Here is a 25,424-nt window from a genome sequence, read left to right as displayed (position 1 = left end):
ACCTAATGGTTCCGCACTCTTGAGGGTACAACAGTGTTAACTAAACCAATGAGTTTTGGACTCTGCCTTTTGATTGGGCTTAGTTCATTTACTCGCAGCTTTGGACAAGAAACTTCCGAAGTGAAAGCGGTTGTGATTCTTGTTCATGGTGTCGCAGCCAGTGGAAATCCAACCAACGACAAATATGCCTACGGTGAATTTGAGACCAGGATTGCAGAAGATCACCTCCCCGAGAGCGTGATGCTCATCCCTTTTGACTGGGGTGTAGAACATGTTCTTGGCGCAAGTGATTCAGTAGGCGGACGTGCGAACTCATTTTTTGGAATGAGTGACCAGGCGTTCGTTGCAGTTGCGAAACTCAAGGAAACAGTGGCTCGAACTCGCGAGTTATTTGGTGAAAACATTCCAGTCAGCATCGTGTCGCACAGTCAAGGAACGATCGTGTCCCTTTGCGCACTTCAAGAAGGAATGAAAGTCGACAATTGGATGCTGCTTGGGTCGCCACTAGACAAAGAGATCATTGATAGCGGCGCTCAAAACACTTCATTTGGTATCGCTGCAAAGAACGTCTCAAAGAAGGTTGTCAATCTGTGGTCAAACGCTAATTGGCCAGCAATGTACAAGGGCGGTATTGGACGATTTGGGCTCCCGAATTACATCCACGGGGTTACGGGGAAATTCACCAATAGCAAGGAGGGGGAAATCTACGATCAGTTCGTGGATAATGTCGATCACACACCGACATTTAGCGACGGTTGGTGGTCAATGAAATGGCTTGATCCAGACGAAACCGATCGAGTTTGGTGCGGGCCATTAACTGGACCACGTGAGCTTTTACAACTGTTGGAAGGAGAGTCAGCTGCAGTTCAGCGTGGAAGCGACGCGCTTGAAGCGTTGCGAGACTTTGCGTCTGCCGGTACGCGAAATAACGAATGGAGTGGCATCTATGGTGACGCAAATCGCGACTCCTTTGAGGAGACCTTTACGCTCACAGAGGGAATGGAGAATGGAATCTACTTCGACGACAAGGACTGGGCGGATTATCGAGTCGAGTGCTCAGCTGGCGGTGTGGAGTTCGAGGTGCTTTCGGCGACCGGCAGTGAATGGAGTGAGCCCCACGGACCGTTTACTCATGTAGCGGGCCAGCCTGCGCTCCCAGGGCGATATGAGGTAGAAAGTCCCGTTTATGATGCCACAATCTTTTTGAAATTCAAAGCGACAACTCCAGGCATCACGAAAGTACGAGTCCGTTTGGAAGCGGGTGACAAAGAAGTTTCAGAAGTCTTGGCTTTAGATGACGAAGGAAAAGTGTTCGTCCGTAGGCTGACAAGAGACGAAGTGAGTTTCATCAACAACGCAGATCGACTTTCTGTTCGTTCACTTATCGATGGCGAAATTACCAACTCCTCCACCAAACCAATTCTTGTCTATGGGCCAAATCCGAATGGCAACCGGCCTTTCGATAATGCATTGTACCTTTTGCGACCTGGACAGGAGACAGTAGAAAGCTGGGACTTTGATGGTGCATACATTCCTGCCGACAGGAAAGTTACGGGTAACAATGCAGATGGGCCATTCGCAGCAAAAATTACAAACCTTGAAGCTGCAACGATCGAATCTGTTGACGACGATGAGTATGAGATTGCGGTCACACTCGGGCTGGCCGATTTTGATGTCCTACGGAACAACTCCGTTCCTGCAATCCCGGGAGAATTAAGAGCAAATTGGGCTGTACCTTCACTCAGTCAGACTCAGATCGAGCGATTGGCCGATGGCGATCACCTTAGTATCGATATCGGTCTCACTCAACCACCATCCAACACTCCGTCGTTTATCACCATTTCAGATCACGTGAGCGTTGGTGATTCATTGGAGGCAACAGTGACGTTGCCTGGTGGGCCTTTTACCGTAACGGTCGTTCAACATCCGCTTGCTGGTCAGGTAGCCGACGGGTCGCTAGTTAGAATCGAAGGGGTCACCGACACTTTCAACCTAACCAACTCCGCAACCGGTGTTGCTCGCGAATACACCATCAAGATTGTATCGCCCAGTACCGGGCGAGAGTATGAGGGAGTTGTTTTCCTTCCTGCTTCTGGCCCCGTACCCGCCGAGAACATCGCGTTCGTAGAAGCGGGACTTATCACTTTCCGGGCTCAGGGCAATAGCGACAGGACTCTTGGGGTTTACCATCCGAGAATTCGAGGCATCAAAGACGAAGACAATGTCGCTGGCGTCAACATCGGGCGTGGATACGACATGCGCTCACGTACGCCTGCTCAGATGACGCACGAGTTGGAATTGGCTGGTGTGCCTGATTATGTACGGACTGAGCTTGTGGGCGCGAGCGGCCGCTCAAGAGAGTCTGCCGCAAAATTTGTTCGAGACCACAAGAATCTCGTCATTTCGCGACTTTCTCAAGTAAAGCTCTTCAACTTGATTTACTCCGAAGGCTCACAGTGGAACGAGGCTTTCGCTGATGCCCCACAAAAAGAGTCATCGTTTCAAGAAAAGGCGCGGGAGAACTATGAGTTCTGGACAACCCAAAACGGTATCCCCAATGGCAGAATCGCTTGGGACAGCCTCCACCCTGAGATTCAAGACATCCTCACGGATTTTGTCTTCCAGGGCTTCACGAATGGACCGCGCCCGATGCAGAAAGGAATGCGGAATAACTTTGATGAATTGATCGATTACATCAAGACAAACCAAACTCTCAAGAAGTTTGAACCGGCAAGGCAACGAATTAGGCACTTGAAGATAGGACTTAATCGACTTTCTGCAGCGGTATCCGGCGACTCATGGCGGATCGCTTCTTGGGGGCCAAATTCAAGTGATATCAGAGAATACAGCAGTGCGGGTGAATTAGTTGTCCGTTCTGGCGATATCCGTTTTGAAGGGACGGGTACGAAGAATCCTAGCTTGCCGGGAAAGATTCGGCTTTCGTGGCGAAAATGGGATGATATAGCAAATGCCTGGGAGCAATGGGTTGTTCACAGTCCAGAGGTAGGTGCCGCCCAAAATCAGGAGCTTCGCGATAAAGAAAACGTCACGCGGACAGACGACGGTAACGATGTCAGTTTTCAGGCAACACTGGGGCTTGCTCAATCCAGTTCCTATCAACTACGGGTTGAAGTAATCGCTCAGATTGATGGCGATCGAGAAGTAGTTTCCAAAGCACTTTTAGATGTCAGAACCGACGACGGTAGCAGCACGCCAGTTGATCGCCTCGCAGGACCGCTAACGCAAGAACAGGCCGACCTGATCAAAGACCGCATCTTAAAACTGCGAGGTCTTTTCACGTCAGCCGGGAATAGCGCTCTAGTCCATCCCGAACTGCTATCGCACGTAAATAATCGGCTAGCGGAGAAGGGGATCTCTTTAGCTTCAAGTAGTGATAGCTACACGGAGGAACTTGCTACGATTCGTCAGGCGTTTGGTGATGCACTAACGAATCTACACGACAAGTTTGACGGAGACCTCGCTACGCTTCACCAACTTGACGAGATCAGTTTTGATGCTGTATCAAACAAAGCGGTAGTGCAACTTCCTCGTCGAGTTGAAGCCGATGTCACTGGAAAGTTTCGATTCAAAGCACTCGGCACGCTTGACGACCCAGAGCCACTTCTAATCGAGCAAGGTGACGTCGATTTGGAATTCACTACGGCTTCGCAGGCCGACATTCGGTTAGTCTTGCATACAAAGAGCGAGTTGCGGATTGATCTCGGGGCGGGAGGCGGTGAGCCAGAATTTGTCTGCGCGAGAGCCCACCTTGCCGTAAGAGCTGACGGAGAAAAACTGACCACCGACTCTTCTGGTTTCCGATTTGGACTACTTGAGCTAGGAACACCGTTCCTTGAAGAACTGTCCATGCAGTTCTTCGACTTGGTCGCACCAAACGATCTATCGTTTACGTCTACTGATCTGGTCAATTCGGTAAACATCCGGCAGTTGTTTGTTGGGCAACTAGAAGCCTTCCAGTTCAAGCCGCCAGTAAATCCCACTGAAAAGGATCTAATAGGGGTTGTGTCTGTTCCAGCCAGCGCTTCGGAGCTCCTTTCAATTCACTCGCACTCATTCGAGGCTATCGCCGGTCTTAAGTCCGATTCCATCGTCGAATTCGACTTGAAGTTTGCGGACGCGTTAGATGTGGACGCGCGAACGGTTCTTTCTCATTACAAGCAACAGGCGATCAACGTTGCAGCAGGTGACCTTGATGGGGGAACATTCCCCGAACTTCTCAAACGAGTTCACTATCTGCACGACGACGGCAACGCTGAAGTGGCTCAAAGTCTTGCTGGCAGTGAATGGGCAGTTGGGCCTCCTGGTGGCGACAAACACCTTGTTCGGCGAGTCGGAGATGAACTCCACATCTTTGGGATCAAACCCAAATTATCAAGGATATATATCGTTCCATCAGCGGACGACGAACAAATTGCCGAGCTACGACCATTTCAGGCAGAATGGCTGCGAAGCAGCATGCTTTTAACCCTTCTGGATTACCTGGGCGAGTTCACGCAAGAACGAATTCTGTATCCAAACAAGAATCTTCCGTTCTCCGATTTTAATGTGGCAGAGGCAGTTGGTCTTCGCGCGGAGATAGCCGACAAAATACTTCCACGCCTCACGCATTCACGCATCTTTGGAGAGCCCACACCGTCCGATCAGTGGGAAAGCGACTGGAGTGCTGTTGACTGGGGTGTCGTTGCCGGAAGGCTTGACGAGCGATTGATTGTCGACGGTCGCGAGATTTCCGTTGAGAAGCCCGTCGATTTCAAGGCCCCAGATCTATCGGGTGAACAACCTGAGATCGCATACGTTGGAGGACTCAACAAACTTCTCGACTATAACCTGAAGCCTCTTGGGCTTGAGGGTGGAATCTCCTTTGGATTGCGTCCGCTGGAAGCGGGCAGCGCCCCTCAACTGTTCTTGCAAGTCAATCGTCAACTGCATCTTCATCGATTTCGATTGGATGAGATTGAGCGATTCGGTTTTAAACACATGCGTCGAATTGCTGAGCACGCCCCGGTAGAAGACGAAATTCGAGGTCGATCATTCTCTTTTGAGATCGTACAGAACGGAGACCAAGCGAATCCGACCGTAGTCGAAGTCTTGGTTGACGGCTCAGATCGTCCCTTGATGGACCGCCTCAGCGATGCGCTTGGCGGCAGTGCTCCAGTCACTTTTACACTTGCCGACGATGGACGGCTCGAAGTTTCGGCTCCACTGAACTCTGGAGCAACACACATCACTTTGCGCAATGCTGAGTCACTTGGGTTTCCGATGGGAACTTCAAATCTCTTAGAAATAGAGGACTTCAGACCGTTGACCCTTCAGCTGTGGCAGTCGGTTCTTTCTGATGTAAGCGAGTATGCTCAACTTGGTCTACGTGTGGCGTCTACCGGAGTGCCGGCGGAGGTGCAATTCTCAACCAAAGATGTTGACATTCGACATCAGAGTACATTTCCAATTGGCAGGCCGTCGGACTCCCAATTTAGCGGAGTCGAAAACCTACGGCTTAGTGGGGGTGTCGATGCGCAAACTACCGCTTCAGCAAGAATCAACTTCGATTTGGATCTCAATCGGCTAACACCGGATCCGCAATCGCTGCTTGAGGATTCTACGCCCCTAACGGAACTCATTCCGACCACTGATCCCAATGATAAATCTCGACAAGCGAGACAGTTCAGGGAGTTCAGGCGACTCGCACAAGAGTGCATGGACGATACCGAGGCTGGTACCAAGTACTTTGTTTATGTCGAGCTAACCGACAAGACTCATAAACTACCGCCGACACCGACCCGCTACATCAAAGTTCCTCTTGATGGTATCCAGAATCTTGGTGAACTGAAGACGCAAATATTTACTTTCACAGCAGGGCAAGTGACCCTGTCCGAAGATGTCACCAGGACTGGATTGATACTGACAGAGAACATTCCGTTTAAAGACCATACGTTTACCGACGACAATACGAGGGTATTCCGTGTTTCATCGACGGGGCTTCTTCCGGGGACGGGCGAGTATGACGCGGATGGCCTCAAACCAGGTACGGGCAAATGGGAAACGGGGACGCTCTTAGGTCTCGGCCTGGGCATAACCGGCACTGATCTTGATGAAGACGGAAAGATCATTCGACGCAACATTGTTGTCGAGGAAGAAATTAGACGTAGGTTTGCGTTGGAAGAACCTAGCTCGGTCGCATGCTCAACAGAGATCGACATAGACACCGAGAATAGTCGCCTGGACCTTGGATTGCTCGAGCTGGCGATGACCGGTACAGGTGACGTGGAAGCGAACTTTGACTTCCATATTAAAGCTGTCGCCGAGCAGTCTGAATTTATTCCAGCAGCAGGAGCAACCGCCGTTTTCGAGGTCGGTCTGATAGCGGATCAAACCAAGAGTAATTTTCGCGGCGACCTCTGGCCCGACGACTTTGGGAGCGATCTGGATCGAGCAATAGATGAATTCAATGCGGCAGCCCGCTTTCGCTTCACTTGGGATTGGGGTGTGCCCAACGACAGGAGTGTTCCTGGGAAGACTCAAATTTCGCTCGCTGATGGCGTTGATCTAAAACATACCGCTCTCGGCGGTTTTGCAGATAGAAGGATAGTCCTTGGAGGTGTAGAGGACGCGATCGAGCGGGCAAGTGCGTTGATCACCAGGTTTTCGGAGCACCAAGGGTTTTCACAGAGAATACCGGGAGTCGACTTCAATCTTGAGCAATTGATCGCGCTGGATAAGAACTTGGCAAGTGTTCATGAACGCATCACTTCTCAGTTGAATAAGTCAGATTTATCAACGCAGAAGCTAACGGTGCAGCACCTTGCCCAACTGCATGACATCCTTCAGGACGCGATCGAGAACTCAGGCAACCTAGATGTGCGATTTGATCAAGCGACTAGATCAATCATCTTCGTTATCTCGAGGTCGGAGGCTGCGCTTGAGCAGTGCAATTTGAATCTGCAATATGAGGGTGACGGATTGCCGGATTCCTTCAAGGACATGCCAATCGTCAATGTTGGCGACAGCGGTCGAGCCTCCGTGGGTTGGTCAGGCGGCATGAGTATTGGCATTGGCATTGACCTTCGTCCACAATCAGACTCCGAACGGGAGATTAAGGGAGTCTTCTTGAGTTGTCCGGACACCTTCGTTACTGCCGACGGCAAGGTTGAACTTCCGACCGGCGATATTGAAGTTGTGTTTGGTCCATTTCGAGAGAAGATTGGAGGACTCAAGATCGAGGGGCATCCCGGTGGTATTTGGGAACGTGATTTCGACTTTCAACTGCCTGATTTGGATCAGAATGAACCAGAGCGTGTCTATGACCTCGGATCGATTCAGGGATTGATCGCGGACTTTGACAATCAGGTTGGGCTTCCACAGATCGACTTCGAGTTGGACTTTTCTGACTTGTCTTTCCCGGAGCTTCCAAGTCCGCCTTCATATGATTTGGTTAAACACTTGGAAAACCTGGGTGGCAACTGGGATCGTGTCAACATTGAGCTCTCCGGGGGCATCGGGGACTTACTTGGAAAGCTGAAGATCCCAGTCATCGGAGACAGCAGTCTGGAAATCTTAGAGGTCTTTGATGATCTGCGAGGAGCATTCGATGGCGATTGGTTAACGCTCGACGGTATCAGTACTGATCTACCAAGAGATGAGCTTAAGAAAGAGATCGAACGGCAGCTAGAGAGTGCGTTGCGCAATTCGCTTGCAGGATATCGGGTCGAAATGCCTCCGACACCAGCACCAAGTGAGGAAGACAAGCCTGTCAGCGTAGATCTTGATGCCAAGAGTGTCGTTATCAGAATTCGATTTACGAAGTCCAGGGACCGCACAACGGATCTTGACCTTGGTCTCGATGGTATCGGAATGGATATGGCTCCCAATCCCGTGATGACCTACGGAACAGATATTACGTTTGGTGGGCAAAGTTCGGACCAGAACGCAAGAGAGTACTTTGCGACGATCGGGTTTGACGACAAAGGGGTTTCCTTTCGCAATGTTCTGGTTTCAGTATCGGCCAATGCAGAATTGGATCCAAGTCAACGATTCAACACGGACATCGGTTTTCTGCGGTTTGACACGGAGCTGAACGATGGTGAGCTAAATGGTGCAGAAGTCGAATTTGCTGTTCCGATCGCGCCTGTAGACGCAACGCTTCGTCTAAACGAACTTGCATCACGTGCATCAAGACCAACGCTCTCCGCCAAGGCTGGCTTCAATGTCAAGTACTTTACGAGCGAGAAGGTCGGGGACGTAATCCCAAGATTCCGTACTCCCTTTTCATTCAATTGGGAGTTTGACGCGCCCGGCGGACCCGAACTTCGATTTGGTAAAGTTCAAATGCATGTCGGTGACTTTGCTGATGACGTGTTGGATCCGGTCGTTGGAAAAGTTCTCGACGCCGCAAAACCCGTTCTTGAGATTTCGGATAAGTGTGAAGAACCTCTGCCTGTCATTTCTAACCTTGGTGGCAACGTCACTCTCTTTGACTTGGCATTGTTGTTTGTGGAGAAAGAGGAAGAAGAAGAGTCGATACAGCAGTTTCGTCGGGCCGTGTCCCATTTGCGAGAGATGAAAAGCAAGATCGCACTTATTCGCAATATCGCCCAAGGATCTGATGATGGTTGGGTGACCGTTGGAGCATTTGAATTGGATGCCTCAGCACTCGACGGAAATCAAATTGGCGGGCTGAGCCCTGATATTGACGATTCTGTGAGCCCAGACTCCAAATTCATGGAAATTGAGTCGAAGATGAGTGAGGGCTATGTGCCAGCTGACCTCTCAGCTATCGGCGGCCTTTTCGAGTCAGAAGAGGAGGCTCACTACCTTTCTGCAAATGCGGGCAGATTTGTCTTTCCATTAGTCGAAGAAATCAAAGGGCCAAACGGCGATGTCTTCTCGACGCCGCAACAGGTCATTTTCGGCCTTATCTTGGGAAATGATGCAACCGTATTCGAGTACCGCATTCCGCAACTCTATTACCGTTTTGAGTACAGTCAGTTCTTTCCGATTATTGGTCCACTTGGTGGGCGCTTTGGAGGGCGCACATCCGGTCAAGCCACTCTTGCGATCGGCTATGACACATCTGCGATACGTCAACACCGTCCTTCATTCGATGGCTTCTATCTGAACGACCGATTGGTACCAGGTGGATTTGGGCGCGACATACCGGAGGTAATCCTAAACATGGGGATTTTCGCAGCTGCCGAAATCAACGTCGCTGTTGCAAGAGCAGGAGTCGAAGGCGGTCTATTCGGTGAGTTAGCGTTCGATCTAAAGGACTGCCCAGATTCTGCAAATGGGTATCTCGGAAACGACGGGAAGATCTATCTGCCTGAGTTTCTCGATGACCCAATCGGTGCGTTCAGCATGAAGGCTAGTATCTATGCCCAGCTACGAGCTTATCTTGAGATTGGCTTCAAGGTACTTGGCAAATTCAAGTGCATTATCTGCAAGGAAAAGAAGTTCCCCAAAGTGACTTTGTTCGAGAAGTCGTTCAACGACAAATGCTCGGAGGATAGTCAACCCGCGCCACGTGGAGGCGGAGTTGCCGATACTGGCCCACCGATTGTTTCTCCCTTGTCGCTCGTTGCCGTCCTTCTCGCGCCGCAGGCTGAGGCGCCAGACGTTGGCAATGGGACAGTTGATGTCGACGACGCTGCGGGCGAAGGCTATATCAAGACTTACGAGTTTCGATTCAGAAACGGACTATTAACAGAACATCGAACTTGGGTCACAGACAAGATTGTCCCGCCGGGCAGCACAATCACGATTGGAGAAGATGGGACAGCGGCTGTCGCTGGCGACTCCAATGCCTTTGATGAAGATCGTGACGCAGGAGCATATATCCAACCGGCTGGAACCACCCAAGAATTCATAATTGTCGAGGTAACGGATGCGACTCATGCACGTGTAAGAAATGCTGACGAACAAGAGATTACGCCAGTCGACAGCGCTGCGTACAAGCTTGCACAGCTTCGAGTTGATGCTGACGGGCGTCCGACATCCAGAGAAATAGTACAACACCGTAATGTGAACAACACACAGGAACTAGAGTTCAAGGGCGGTGATGCAAATGATCGAATTATCATCGGCCCTCATGTCCGAAATCCGGTGAAACTTAGTGGAGCTGGCGGCAACGACAAATTGATCCACAATGGCACCGGAATATCGCGAATTGACGGTGGTGTTGGCGCTGATCTTTTAATTGGATCAGATACCGCAAACGATGATCTGCATGGCGGGATAGGTGATGACAGAATTCTCGGGCGTGGAGGAGATGATTTCCTCCATGGCGATGAACATTCCGATTTTTTGCTGGCAGGTCCAGGGAATGATCACATCTATGGTGGATCGGAAGACGACCCAATGCTGGATGGTGGACCTGGGAATGATTGGGTCTGGGGTGGCAGTGGCATCGATCGACTCATTGGTGGACCGGGGGACGACAATCTGATCGGAGGGACGGAGAGAGATCATATCGGACATCATTCCGACGAACTTGGAAAGGATGTTCTCGTTGCCGATTCGCTAAACGATCTCTCTGAGGACATTGGCGATATTCCTTCCAATCAGCGGTTGATCGCCAGAATTCGTCGAAGTGACTGGATGACTGCGAAGAACAATCCTGCGTCAGATGAGCGTGCGATAGAAACGTGGATCTCAGGCAACTCGCCGGAAAATCGGCTCGAAGGTGGTCCTTCCGGAGACTACCTCATCGGTGCAAACGAAAGGGATTTCTTTTTTGGAAACGATGGTAATGACTGGATTTGGGCTGGCGGTGGCGCAGATGAAGCGGAAGGGAATGGAGGGCGAGACGTTGTGTTTGGCCATTCAGGGGAAGATGTGCTCAGAGGAAACGCCGACGGAGATGTTCTAGTTGGCGGAGCCGACAAAGACTGGCTTTATGCAACTAACGGTCCAGCAATTGATGAAAATGACACAGCCGCTCATGAAATCTATGGCGGTGATGTGCATTGGGAAGATGATGCTCTAGATGTAGCCAACGACGGTGATGACATAATCTTCGGTGGTGATGGTCCCAACCTTGTCATTGCCGGCTCAGGCGACAATACGATTTGGACTGGTAGCGGCACAGACCGAATTCTTGCCGGAGCGTGGCTGAATGAAAAGTTCCCTGAGAATGAGGGCGGGCCCGAATCCCCACGAGGACCTCCGCGAGAATTGGTAGCGGATCGCTTAGCTGCTTTTACCAATAGCATTCATGCGGGGGCTGGCAGCAACCAGATTCACGCAGGGAACGGCGACAATCAGATCTGGCTTGTCGGTTCCGACAACCTTGCTGTCCAAGGAACAGCAAACGAAGTAAATATCATCAGCACTGGTGGTGGCAATGACCGAATTGCGACGGTCGATAATCAGCGGGACTTTCCGGAAATCGATGATTACCGCACCCGAAAAGCTAAAGAAGAGAGCTCGCACAACCTCTCGTTCCATGCCTGGGAAGTGCCAGCCAATCATGCTCACCTTTGCATGATTGATGCAGGCGACGGATCGGATCTTGTCTTCACCGGAAACGGGGACGATTGGATTGCGACATCCGGCACTCAACGCGACGTGGTTTTCGCTGCGGGTGGATCCAATGCAGTGCACGTGGATGCTGGGGACAACTATGTCGAGACCAACGCGACCGAAGACGCTTTCAGCTATATCATCGCGACCACAGGCGATGACTACATTATCGGCACGAGCGGCAACGAATTTATCCTAGCGGGAGAAGGGGATGACTTCATTCAGGCCGGCGGGGGCGACGACTTTGTCGTTGCTGGTGACGGCGAGGATATAGTTCACGGGCAGGACGGTGACGACATCCTCGTGGGAGGCAAAGACGATGACATTATGGATGGAGGTAAGGGCCGTGACATCATTATCGGAGGCTACGCACGGTCACAACTCGGCAACTTGACAGATATGTCAGTGGAGGAGTTTTATCAGTTGGTACGTGACCTTCATGATGAGGGAGAGGGGTCACTCAAGCGGGATACGTTTGTTGATTACTACCGACAATTTATTGCCCGTTTTCGGGCAGACTTACGATGGTCGTCTGGGTATGAAGATGCAGAGAAAAGAGCCGTCGAGATCTATTCGACAGGTTCTGCAGCCGAACAACGTGAAGAGTATAGCCTCCGCTTGCTCAAAACTGTCCCAAAACACATCTTGGATCAGGGGTCAATCGCCGGTGACAAGGAAGACGGAAGGGATGTTTTACTTGGTGGCGAGGACGACGATTGGATCTTTGGCGGAGCTGAAATCGATCAATTGTTCGGTGGAGATGGCAACGACTATCTAGATGCGGGAGCGGGAAATGACGAAGTATTTGGTAACTGGCCACGATCAGCAAAGGCCGAGTCCCTCGGCCTGAGTGCTGCAAACAAGTTTGCGCAGGATCTCCAAGACTTCGATCGGCGCTCTGTTTCCGTTAAGAAAGGGCTTAATCAAAATGACGACGTCATCCTCGGCGGTTATGGTCGCGATCAACTCAATGGAGGCTGGGGGATCGATCAGCTGTACGGCAACGAGGACGATGATCTCCTTTTCGGAGACCAAGGCATTGATGAAGCTGGCTCTGTTACTCAGGCGGGACAAAGGCTTTGGGGCGGCCCAGGGATTGACCTGTTGCACGGGTATTCAGCAACTAGCGATCCAAGTGAAACACTTCTTATCGGGGACGAGCTGCGAGGTGGAAGTGGTGGAGACTACCTGTATGGCAGTTTGCGTCGAGACTTGCTTATTGGCGATTCCCTTGAGCAACCGTTGGCTGGCAATGACTACCTTCATGGCGACTATCTTTCCGAAGGCTATAAAGTCAACTACGAAGCTGGCTGGACTGGTGGCGCAGACTATCTTTTTGGCTGCTATGGCTCCGATCAACTGTTCGGTGGCGGTGACGACGACGAGCTTTGGGGCGGCCAAGATGGCGATTGGTTGGAGGGGATGGCTGGGACTGACCGACTGTACGGGGGCTCTGGACCAGATATCCTCGTCGCGGATGTTGATTCACGATATTACTACGATGGCTCAGTAGACGGAAATGGAATGCCGGTTGGGAGAAATCCTGATATCGAGTACACCGATGGACACTACGGAAACAATAAGCGAGCAGATTCTCTAGACGACGCTGTAGATATTTTGCTCGTGCAAGGCGACGCAACGTACGCGAATCGAACTCACTCTAGAAGATACGAACACGACGAAATCGTTGTTCGAGACGTGCAGCTTGCGAATGGGCGGCAACTGCTTCGGATCAACTACTCAAGTTATCGAGAGGGAAACAAGGCCAGCGCAGCCTCTGTTTGCGAGGACGAAGAAGACGTCACTGATTCCGATAACGAGCGACTCCGACCCCGTAAGATCGATATTGAATGGCGACCAAGGCAGCAGGGCCCTGATGGAAACAACTCTGGCCCGCCACCTTATATCGAACAAGTTCACGTCGCCGGTCTAATGGGCGATGACCAAATCGTTCTTGACGTTTCCGGACGATCTATTAAGCAAGCAACCGATATCTTCGAGGGAGATCCTACTGGTCCAGGTGCGTTAGAAAACTGGTTCTCCATTCTCTCCGGCGGTCCAGGCGATGATTCCATCGTTGGAAGCGCTGGCCGAGACCAAATTTTTGGCGGTCCCGGAAGCGACATGCTCTACGGGTTCAGAGGCAGTGATCGCATATGGGGCGACTTCCTTGATGGCGACATAGATGATTTTGACTACCTATTCGCAGGAGGACGAGACAAAAGAGGCAAGCCGGACGACAACGGTGATGACGACCTGATTGGCGGTATGGGCTCCAACCGAATGTATGCATGGTCGTTTCATCCTTATAGCGAAAAGGCATTTCCATATCTCGAAGCAACTGAGCCAATCTCGCTTTCTGATTCAAATGCATCGATACCCGAAGGTTCACCGCACGATATCTGGTTAGACGGTGTTTTCGAGTTTCTTGAAGACCAAAGGGAGCTGAGAGACCGCGAAGTACAAGGCTTTGACATCGCGCAAGGCAAAGTTTTTGGTGTCTTCTGGACAGGGACCGAATATGCAGTTTCTGGCACTCCTGAACAAAGAGAGAAAACCGGCCTCAATCGAATGCTCGGAAATGACAACGATCTTGTATCGGACAACTTGTACGGTGGCACGTCGGTAGACTTTCTCTACGGCCGCGCAGGAAATGACGATCGAATCTATCGGGTATGCGGAGACGAGTTCGTACCGCCAGCTGGCACAGAGATAGATGACTTATGGAAGGAGTACGCCAAGGTTGCGGGCGGCGTCTTGTACGTTTCAACCTCCTATTCCGATGACAAGGTAGACATCGGATACGTTACGAATCCAAGTTCACTGCACTATGGCCAGCATCGCGTCACGATCGCAACCGCTGGTTCACAGGATACTGGGTTAGGGATTAAAGCCTTCGACCTTATGCGCGAAAGTAGTCGAATCCATCGCCTAGGTGGGCACTTCTACGATACGTCCAGTTTGCTGCTCAGCCGGAGTCGAAACCTGCCGCGAAGACCGGCATCATCAGTCGCGCCGGGACAGGAAGATGGATTGCAGCTGACAAACCGTGCAAAAGAGGAGTTGGCACTGATGTCCCCTACTCGAGTAGCCGAAGATTTGTCGCTGGTTGCAGCAGATGAGCATGATCCGATGCAACTTCCTATCGATCCATTCGTTGCGATTATTGTCGACACGCTGGGCGGTGACGACGAAGTGAATGTGCGTGAGACTGTTCAGAAGACTGTTTGGATTGACGCTGGAGACGATGATGACCTAGTGCGTATCGAGCCACAGCGAGCCTATCTGCCTGACAGGGCTGAGCGATCTCGTGAACAACTTGTTGCGGCAAATATATCAGTGCCAGATTCTGAGGAGGAAGGATCGATTGCGGGCTACGTTGAGGGCCGTGCGGTTACGAACAACGCACGGGAGTTCTCTTTTGATCTTGGTGAAATTGATAAGACCACTCGGTTTGAGAATCTCACTATCGACAGCGGAAACACTAGTCGACCGGATGTTGATTGGTATCGCTTCACTCTGTCAGAAGATATTTCGATCGACAAAGGAGATGAAATCTCTCTGACCAAAACAGATCGTCATCACAGATCAACTGTTATCGCCAAACTATTCGATGAAGACGCGCTATCCACTGAGCCGCCTTCGCCGCTGTTGCAACTTAGTTCGAGAGTTGGCGGTCTATTGTCAAACCGACCTTTCGTAAGCGAACTGGCCTCCGGCAAGAAGCTTTTCGGCCCAATCGATATTCTTCAAAAAACTCCTGACGCACTCGTTCAAGCACTTGAGGCTGAGAACAACGCACAAAACCGTAGGGCCTTGGAGCAAATTTGGACGACATTGCCGCTGGAGCAGCACTATTTGGTCGAAGGCCGCATACTTAGGGTTAAGAACGACTATGCGCAGCCAGGTCACTGGGCGTTCAAGGATTTCCACGGTTGGACGTGCGTAACAAGGGTTGATGACACGATTCAGATTCGACGCCATAGTTTTCAAAGTCTTGAATTTGCGGTGTTCACGCCCGAGTTTGACGCCCTGGGATCATCAAATGACGGGCCCGTTTCTGAACAAGTTCGTAGTATGTGGAGTTCGATCCAACGGCGAGAAAACGAGCTCGCCCCTTTTCCACTTTCTGTCAAAGCAACCATCCTCTCGCAGGGCGAGCAAGTGTGGCGGATTACGCAAAACGAAAACTACTTCGACCTAAAGTTGAATGGCAATACGCTAGCGATCACCGGATACATCAAGAAGAAGTACTTTTTGCAAGTTGAAAGCATCTTTGAGCATGAAGATGGCTCTTCTAGTTCAGTGGGCATGCCTGCCGCATACGACCTTGGATTCCATCTCAGGAACAGCCCAGATGGCAGCGAGCAATCAGGTGATTCCTACGACCTTGGCATCATCGCACGGAAGCGAGAGATTGCCGGTCTTACCTTACACCATGGCGAAGACGTTGACTTGTTCCGATTTTCTCTAAACCAGAAAGCAGAGAACGGAGGAACAATCAAGCTGGTGACTAAGCAACCACAGCCAATTGAAATGCAATTGCTGGATAAGGAAGGAGTTCCTTTACGCCCCGTACTTCACGTGATTAACCACGATGGAAGCGAAACCATTGACACGGATCAGCTCAGGTCTGCAATCAACGGAAGTGGGTTTGCATTAGACCCTGCTTTCGTGATTCGTGAAATCCACTCCAACTACGAATGGAGAATTGACTCAAGCGAAAGTTACTTGAATGTGAAGCGGGTGGATGACGCTGATGGCGTCGAGACCCTAAGGATCTATCGTGTACCAAAGTGGTCCGCTGTCCCGAACAATACCGGGCATGAACTAACTCTTGATTTCAAAGACTACTCGCTTTCGGCTGGCGATGAAGAAGAGTTTCAGCTTCGTGTTGCGGCCATCGATCACGAGGACGATCCAATTCATCCAATTCGTTATCGATTGATCCCAAATATCGAGTATGTAACCGACACCTCCAATAACACGGACGAGAATAACGCGGCGACCATTGGCGACCTGCTATTAATGAGCGATATCAAATGCCAAAGGTTGGAATGGTCTGGAGATGAATGGGAGTCTCGTTACTACAGTTTCTCACTCGCCGAACCACTCGAAGGTGCAATTCGTCTTGGAATAAGTACGCTAGAAACCGCTTGTGACGAAGCAGCTCCACTTGGCTCATTGGTCGACGAGACTCCGAACCTTCGATTTGAACTTTTGGACACATCGAAAAAGCGACTCGCAGTCTGTGAAACCTCGGCTGATGAGCCGACCGCGGTGCTGGACCTTTCTCAAGCACAAATACTCGAACTGTATGCCAACACCAAACCGCTAGAAGGTCCGTTTCTAGGTGCTGAGCTTGCTTTTCAATTGGAGATCGATGGGCGATCCTACGACGTAAGAATCCCGGAGGATATTAGAGGCGCTCCCGAGGAGAATGCCGAGCAGAACCTGCCGACTCTTCAGTGGCTGGCAGATCGTCTCAGCCAACATTTCGCCGCACACGATGACGGACAGAATCCACCACTCAAGTCTTATGACCTAGAAGTTTTTGTTAAGACAGGTCGCCTAGGTATCCGGGTGTCCCTTGAAAACTCAGATGTTCAACGAATCGGACTCCGAAATGCCGATCAACTTGGGTTTCTCGAGTATAAGAACGCGGACGCAATCTCGGATGCGGAAATCGTCCCCTTTCAGGAAGCAAGAAGGAAGCCGGCGGTCGCGATAGGAGATTATCTACTCCAGGTGAGTTTGATCGACCCGCGAGTTTTCGACTCAATGGTTCCTTACGACATGCGAGTTGTCAAAAAAGAATTCCAGGACCCACGTGCTGCAGACCCTGAAAAATCAGTTTTACCGCGATACAAGGCGTGGGATGAAGTTCTTGGAAAGACTAATTTCGAAGTAGTAACCTACTCTCTATTTTCTGTTGGCGCTAATCGTGATTCATTTGTTCTAGATCTGAGCGGAATCGAATCTGTAAACCTCTCTGGCCAACCTCCATTTCGTCGAAAAGACATTCTGATTGGCGGCAAGGGGAATGACCGATTAATGGGAGGGTCAGCAGAAGACTGGATTTTTGGTGGGCCTGGAAATGATGTCTTGAGCGGTGGACGTGATGGCCAAGCTTCTGATCTGCTTTACGGTGGAGAAGGCGACGACTTATTCCAACTTGTCCCAGATCGTCTCCCGATAAGTAAGTACTACGGAATTCCATTCGATCCGGCGACTTCCGATATGGTGTTCGGGGGCCCCGGTGAGAAGGATCGGATCTATTTTCTGGGTGGCGACAACGAATATCCGAATGACTCTAGTACAACGCCTCACAAGGTGCGTGACTTTGTGGCGCTAGGTTACGATCGCTTTCTCGGAAGGCATCGGCTTATGACGCTGGCCTGGGACTCGCAACACCATCGATTCATCGCGGAAACGAGAAATGGCGTCGCGACCAAATTTGAACAGCGATATGCCTTCTTCCAAGCTCACCAAATCGAAGGCACGCTGATCGATACGCGCGGAGGTTCGGATATCGTTCACCTGAACCCTGACTATGTGAATTTGCTATTGGGCGAACGTTCTTGGGGCGTTGCACCTGGAGATGTTCAAGCTGGTGCATACGCGTACGCGTCTATCGAGGTGCGCGGTGGCACTGGGCAGGATGTTATTTACGGTTCTGCCTACGCAGATCTGATACAAGGGCAAGACGACGGCGACATTTTGGTCGGCAACCTTGGCAACGACAGAATATTGGGCGGTGAAGAAAATGACATTCTTTACGGCAACGATTGGCAAGGCTCACCGACATTGTTGGCTGCCATCAATCTCAACACGCCAGACGGCGAAGTTCGACAATTCACAAATTCAGAAATTGCGGAACTCACCTGGGAGCATGACTTTGCAAGAGATATTGGGTATCCAGTAAGCGAGAATGACACTTTCAAGCCAGTTGGGATTTCCTTGCTGCCGAAGATCAAAAATGGAGTGATTGAATCGACAAAGCTGGCGAATAGCTTCGCGATTGACGGCCAGAACGCTAATGACCAGCTGTCACGAGTAACACCGGTTGGCGACTTCAACAAGGATGGTCACCCAGACTTTGTGCTTTCGACGGACAACGACAATTCTGATTCTTACTTATTCTTTGGTCCGGTAGAGCCCGCGGAGCTTTATCGAATACGTACTTCGGACGAGATTGATCCGGAGACGACGGGCCATGACTTGCATGTGAGAGGCAATGATTGGTCGTACGAAGTTTCCGTTAAAGACAAGAATGAGGCCTCGCACCTGCGCTACAAGTATTGCGTGCCAGGTCAGAGTGATGTTGTCATTGACTCGCGTATAGGCAAGTCAATTGCCAGACAGCCAGATAACGGAAACTTGTACTTTGTACGTCGAACTAATGGATTCTATCGCGTATCTCGGATTCCACGTATCGAGGCGTTCGACCAGCGGAATTTCGGGAACCGGCTATTTAGCTTGCCGTTAAGTGAGCGAGATGAACTTAATGCGCAAACAATCTCGCCTGCACTGCATCTGGAGTTTCTCAAGCACAACGTTCGATGGACGTTGTCACCCACGATTGAAGTCGTGGCGGCAAATGCCGTATGGCGACTGTTGATAGCGGAAAAACATGACGAAACGTACACGATAAAGCGTGAGGGCAATGAACTAAGCGTTTTCCTGGGTTCTCCCGTCAATCCCGTCGACGTCATTGCAGACATTCCCGAATCTGTCATAGCAGGCTTTGATTCGCGTTCAGCTGATGCACTTTCGGTGCATGTCTTAGACTTCAATGGTGATGGCACTAATGAACTTCTTGCCTGGGCAACCGTACCTGCAACAGACGAGTTGGCCTGGATTTATTCGCTTGCAGGGACAAAGCTACTCACGATTAAGAAAGACGAATTGCAGGCGGAGAAAACACGCTATCGCCCAATTGATGGAGGCATTACCGGAGAGACAACTATTGGACAGCTCTTGCTCGGACAGGACACGGATGCTTTCCCAAGTGAGTCCAAGTTTGAGGTCGTTGTCCCAGGAGACATCAATGGAGATGGCCGCGATGACATTTTGTGTGGAGACAGTAACTTTCTAAGCGTCGCTAATCGCACAGTTGGTCGAACTTATTTGATCGGTGGTCATGAAACTAGGTTCAATAATCCAGTGCTTACGCTCGATGAGGATGCTCCGAATGTTGGAAAGCAAACTGGCATTGTCGTTTGGGAAGGCTACGCTCTTGGAGCTACGGTAGCTGCTCTCGGCGATATCAATAGCGATGGCCTTGCTGATTTTGGTTTCACTCGATCTGTCGAAGACTGCTCGAGTCAGGTTACAGATGTCGCTGGTCGTGGAGGCGTTTTCCTTTTCTTGGGGCACCCAGACTTGATCGCAGAAAATGGATACCGATATTACAGCGTCGACAAACACCTGCTTTCTGGTGATCCGCAATGGCCCGACGTCGCACTAAAGGAGTCAGGCGAACCGCTGCTCGAAACTTTCGTGTTCGCACAATTTAGTGATCTTATCGAGTCCGAAACTCCAGTATATCGTCATGGTATTCTCAACCTAGCCAGTGGCAACTTTAGCGGCGGACCAGCGATCGACCTCGTTATCTCAACATCTGAAAACGGAATTGCGAGTTCGCCATCGGATGGAGCTGCACGTTCTTTACAACATCGCCAACATGGCGGTGTGCTTTGTTTTCACAACCTTGGAGCGTTGGTGCATGCCGCTGAGCAATCTTCACCCGCAGGCTGGCGGAAGATTCCTAAATTGCACTTGGGTGACTTCGGGTCGATTTTGGATCTTGAGAAAGAGAACATCGATTTTGGGGTCGAAGGGTATCCAACTTTTGATCTAGATGAGGACGGAGTATCGGACTTAGTTCTGTCTAACTCGAGTTTTGATAGCGACTTGGCTTTGTCGGCAGAAGTGGAGGAAGAAGCAGGGCGAATCTATGTCGTGTACGGGCAGCCGGCATCCCACTCTGTTCCGCTCCGCGGAATTGAGACACTTACCAATCGTGATGTTCCTGGGCTGGGACTTTTCGTGGTTCACTCTCCGACCAATCGCCCGTGGGCGCATCAAGTGAAAATGCGACATACGCGAATCGATCAGGATTCTTGTTTGTTGTTTGATGACGCCGAAGCATGGAGGCAGGATCCTCCCTCTTTGTATGCAACGTCTGATACCAGCCGGCACGTAGCACTACTGGAACGCCCAGATCGTGGTTCGTTCTTTGAAGTTGGTGCGTTCGTCCAGCCACAAAGTTCTCTTGGCCATCGTAACGGCTACCTAGTAGTTGATTACTCGCCCTCAGCAGAAGGAGAGATCAATCCTGGCGAAGATGAAACAACGCAAGATCGCTACGTCATGGCTGGCTTCAGTAAGGATCGTCAGCTTTTTGAGATCCGGAATGAATCTGGTTTGATATGGCCAACAGTACCCATCGATGACCCTTTCTTCTTGAACAATAATTGGTTCGATCTCAGGGTGAGGGTTTCGGATAAGACTATCGAGTTGTACGCGAGACCGGCGGAGGAGATTCAGTCGGTACCGCTTACGGAATACGGCGCAGCCAAGTTAATTTACAATCGCGCAAACCTTCTGAACAGGTTCGAGAGCGGATACAGCAGCATCGTTACTTTCGTAACGAATGCCGCAGCCGATGCTGGCCAAGAATCGAAGATACCAGCTGACGTGAAAGCCCTGCTATTCCCGAATGACGATAGGATCGTCGTTCCGTCAGGCGATTGCGAGGACGCAACGGGTGACAATGAAGAAGTCACCGAGCCAGTTACTGTTTCGGACGAGTGTTTTATCTGGCGGGTCTCGGACAACGAATGGAGACTCAGGCTCATCGATCCAGACAGAACATTTACCCTCTTGCTAGGTCCTGGTGACAACGGTAGTGATTTCCTTTTCTTTTACGCGAACAGCCAGCTCGCAGAGAATCTTCGTGATGGACACGCCGGAGTTCTTTCGGACAAAAGCCCGACGGTTTTCCGGGACTTCTACATTAGAGACACCGAGCGATGGTTCCGCTTCTCGACTCTAGGCGACGGAAAGCCAGGAAACCAAGTGAAACTTCGGGTTGATCCACTTTACGACGATCCTACTGAGGATGAGCTTGCGGATTACTCAACGTCCAAGCCCGCAACAGCTAGGACATTCTCGACGAGTGATAATCATCCCGTCCTTGACGGCAGATTTGTCATTGAACGGAAAGGCGTTTCTGTCGAGCGAATCGACCCAGCCGAAGAAATTGAAGCAACAAATTTGAGGATCGCCAACGTGCCTGCAGACCACAAATTTGCAGTGGGTGGCCCTCAGAAAGCAATGGCGCTATTCGTGTTCGATTTGTCTGAATTGCAGACTTACGTTGAAGCAGCCGATACTCAGATCGAACACGCCCAACTGCAAGTGCGATACCGCACTTCAAATTCTGGACGGTTGCAGCTCGAGTGCCTCGATACGGAACCCAACTTTTTTTCGTACAAAGACCCTCCCACTAATGCAGGAGAACTAGACGCGTGGAAAGCTCTCGCAAACGCAGAGGCAAAACAATTTCCAATCACAGAAACACAGCGATGTGACCCGGCAAATCCAGATCAGGATGCCGTCTTCAATGCAGCAGATGACGACATCACGTTTGTGTTTACGAAAATTCTCCAGGACGCTCTGAGGTCAGGACGAAGTCGCTTAGCATTTCGGCTTACGTCAGAGAGCGGGTTCACACAACCGCTTACCTTTGTCGACTTCAATGGAAAAGAGAACGAGTTTTTGCGTCTTGAAGTTGAGACGACACAACGACGGGGGCTCCACACTGATCTTTTCAATGCTGATAACCAGCCCATCTCTTTTGGAACTCCAATCGTTGACACGCGATCGTTGCGGGCTGGTGAGTACCTTATGCGGGTCTACGACCCCAATGACAAACAGAACCTTGTTGAACAACGACCACTTGCTTTCGAGGTTGAGATCTCGGCACCAAAAGTTGGCGAGTCGCACGACACATTTGACCAAGACGAACTACATGGAGAATCGGGGCACGATTACTTGGTAGGGAACGGATTCTTGGATCGAATTTTTGGCGGGCCGGAAATTGATAGGTTCCAAGCTCAGCCTATGGAGGTAAGAGATTTCAAGTACTTAGCGCATCTTCCAGACATCCATGTCCCTGTAGGTGAAGTTCAATCAGATCTGGAGACGATTAAGGGTCCTGAATCCTGGGAGCTTGCTATTCCGGACAATGAACCGCTTGACATGGACGAACCGCTGTCATGGGCTGTGGATACGACAGTGATGCCACCGAATGACCAAAGCCTTCTTGATCAACTGAAGCTACTGGTCGCTTACCAAGTCGGCTTGCTCAGAAAGGACTTCAAGGGCGACTGGCAATTAAGTCGCTCAGTACGACCCAGCGACGTTACAAGACTCACTGAGCTAAATCTTGCGAACCACAATGTGCCAGGATCAAATCAGCTAAATATCGACAACTTAGAATTTGCGACAAATCTGGAGTACCTCACGCTGTCATGCACCGAAACGATGAATCTGGCCCCGCTCTTACCTGGGATTCACAAGAATGGTGCAAAAAATCGATCACGGTTTGGCCAATTGGGTACAAGAAACCTCAGATTTTTCGATCTCGACTTCACAAAAGTCAACAACATCAGCACGAATCTATCTGATGGCAATTCGTTCTATGCACTTTCCGTTGCCGGGGAGCAACGAGGTCTGGTGTACCTGAGCATTGATTCTATGCGAGGGAGCGATGGTGCTTCACCGTCGTCGTACCAATTCTGGCAATTGGGCAACACTCACGAACCTGACAGAGATTCAGTTGTTAAAGAATCACTTGAGAAATTGAGGTTCTTGAGCGCCAAGAAAATCGGATTGGATTCACTATCTGGCTTGTCACTGACTCACCCCAAGATTGCACCGCTGCAGTATGTCAACCTAAGCAAAAACGAAATCGAAGACGTCACGTCAATTCAAGATTTGGAGACGCTCGTTTGGCTTGAACTAGCCGGTAATCCCTTGAAGTCATTGTTACCTTTGGCAGGAATACGAGTTGTTGATGATGCTGATTCGGCTTACTCTCAGACGGGAGACGGTTGGGCTGATGATCCAGTCGACGATGAAGACACCTACAGAGATCAGTACAGAGAATGTTCGCCATCTCAAGATCCCAATGCCGAAAAGCCGCGGGCTGTGTTCTCGTTTGAGAGCATGACTCCTGGCGACTACGAGGTGTTCGCCACTTGGCCGGCCGGTGCTCCGTCGATTTCCGAGGCCACCTTACTTTATCGGATCGAAGGCAAGCCATTATTTGTGTGGAAAGCGCGGGATGATGAGAATAATGAAGTCACTGGAGAGCTTACCGCGGATAGCGTCGAGGCCTTAGCCGATTGGCTAACCCGACGCGGTTACACGAACCCTGAGATCACACGAAAGAGCGTAGCTATTGATCAACAGGTTCGGCCAAGTTTGAATCCGGTCGCAGATGATCGGTTCGGGTTTGATGTCCCAGATCCACCAGAACCGCCAAGGCAATACAGGTGGGAAAATCTAGGCAGTATCTCGATCGCTCCTGGAGCGTTACGAAGTCTCGAGATTGTCCTGACGGTCGGTTGCGGATCGCCCTTTGTGGTTGACGCGGTTTGCTTAAGGTCAACACGTCCAAATCTGAGATTTCATTCAAGTAGTGATGCCTCGTTTCGAAAACACAGAGATGATGCTCGACCTTTCCAATGATTCTTTTCTGGTTTCTAAGTAGGTTGAGAGTTCGGAGATCCGCGCTGGCCAATGTAATGTCGTTTACTACATCGCGTAGACGATGGAACCAGCGTGCAAGTTGAATGTCACGACCGATAGAATCCATAAGTTTGCAGTACATAGCTCAGATTATCGGACCCTCAGGCTATCGCTGACCGCTGCGACCGGCATTTTCCCTGCGATCGGCCGTAACGTGGGCGCCTTCGCTTAGTCGGTTGATTGCGAGGATTTGACGGCGCGGGTTCGGGATTCTACCAAACGCGTCAGTAGCTCGGCTGCCTCAAGGCGGTTGCACATTCTCTCCGAACGATGATCACTCGCACGTCGACCGACTCAGCGCGGAGGTATCTGCCACTGCTTCGACAATATCTTCCAGGCTTAAATGACGTAACTTCGCTGGCTCGACGGCGTTGTGGATGTCCCAAGTAAGTTCCTGGCCGCCGGTCAACGTGACTTGTTCCGCCTTCAATCGCTTGATGGCATCAGCAGTCGGCCGGTAGCTTCGGAGAGATTCGATAATTCCAGGCGTTATTGGGTGCAGCGAAGCAATCGGAAACTGAAAGTGATGACCACCGTAGCTCAGTAAAACCGCGGTTCCGGAAACGTCTCCCTCTACGATCTGAGCGACCACCACATGGCACTGGGGCAGACAGCCGGCCCGGTCAATCACCAAGGAGCGAAAGACAATCGCCGTCCACGCGTGACGGAACTTCTTGATGTCCGAGCGTCGCAACATGTCGTTTCATTCCCGGTGTGGGTTAGGAAACGCCTGAACTGATCCGTCTATATCCGCCACACGTTGATCGATGTAGTCGACAATCGAAGGCTTGATCCGCTCTTCAAACTTCTCTGGCAATTCGTGCGAGAGCCCTGAGTGCGCCGTATACTCCTCGGGCAATCTCGGCTCGCGGTCTCGTTGGTACCCCATGAAGTGCAGATCATCGACTAGCAAACCGTCCCAGTACAACTTTACGGCAGAGTCGAATTCGATGGGCACCTCATAAGACGACCACCCATGATTGCTAAACGATGCGGTCCAAAGATCGGGATACCTTTGGAGTTCGACATAGGCTCCCGCATCGCTGGGGCTATCGTATTGCCAGTCG

3 protein-coding genes are annotated in these 25,424 nt (G+C 50.8%); 1 reads left to right on the top strand and 2 read right to left on the bottom strand.

From position 1 onward, the window contains the following. Positions 1–33: 33 nt before the first annotated feature. Positions 34–24,297 (top strand): hypothetical protein, encoded by a 24,264-nt coding sequence (locus ABD971_RS28355; protein WP_345327108.1) that lies wholly within the window; start codon positions 34–36, stop codon positions 24,295–24,297. A gap of 334 nt (positions 24,298–24,631) precedes the next feature. Here the strand turns inward: ABD971_RS28355 and ABD971_RS28350 are convergent, their stop codons facing one another. Then, on the bottom strand, positions 24,632–25,054 hold the full coding sequence (locus ABD971_RS28350) for a hypothetical protein (RefSeq protein ID WP_345327107.1): 423 nt from the start codon (positions 25,052–25,054) through the stop codon (positions 24,632–24,634). Between the two features lie 6 nt (positions 25,055–25,060). Beyond that, the coding region (locus ABD971_RS28345; RefSeq protein WP_345327106.1) for a hypothetical protein at positions 25,061–25,424 on the bottom strand (364 nt) is incomplete at its 5' end.

Origin of the sequence: Novipirellula rosea (assembly GCF_039541335.1) — a bacterium.
GTDB classification, from domain to species: Bacteria; Planctomycetota; Planctomycetia; order Pirellulales; family Pirellulaceae; genus Novipirellula; species Novipirellula rosea.
This window is presented reverse-complemented; position numbering and strand designations above follow the sequence as displayed.

Excerpts from the sequence above, each read along its gene's own strand:
- ABD971_RS28350 (WP_345327107.1), bottom strand. The coding sequence starts at position 25,054 with ATGTTGCGACGCTCGGACATCAAGAAGTTCCGTCACGCGTGGACGGCG.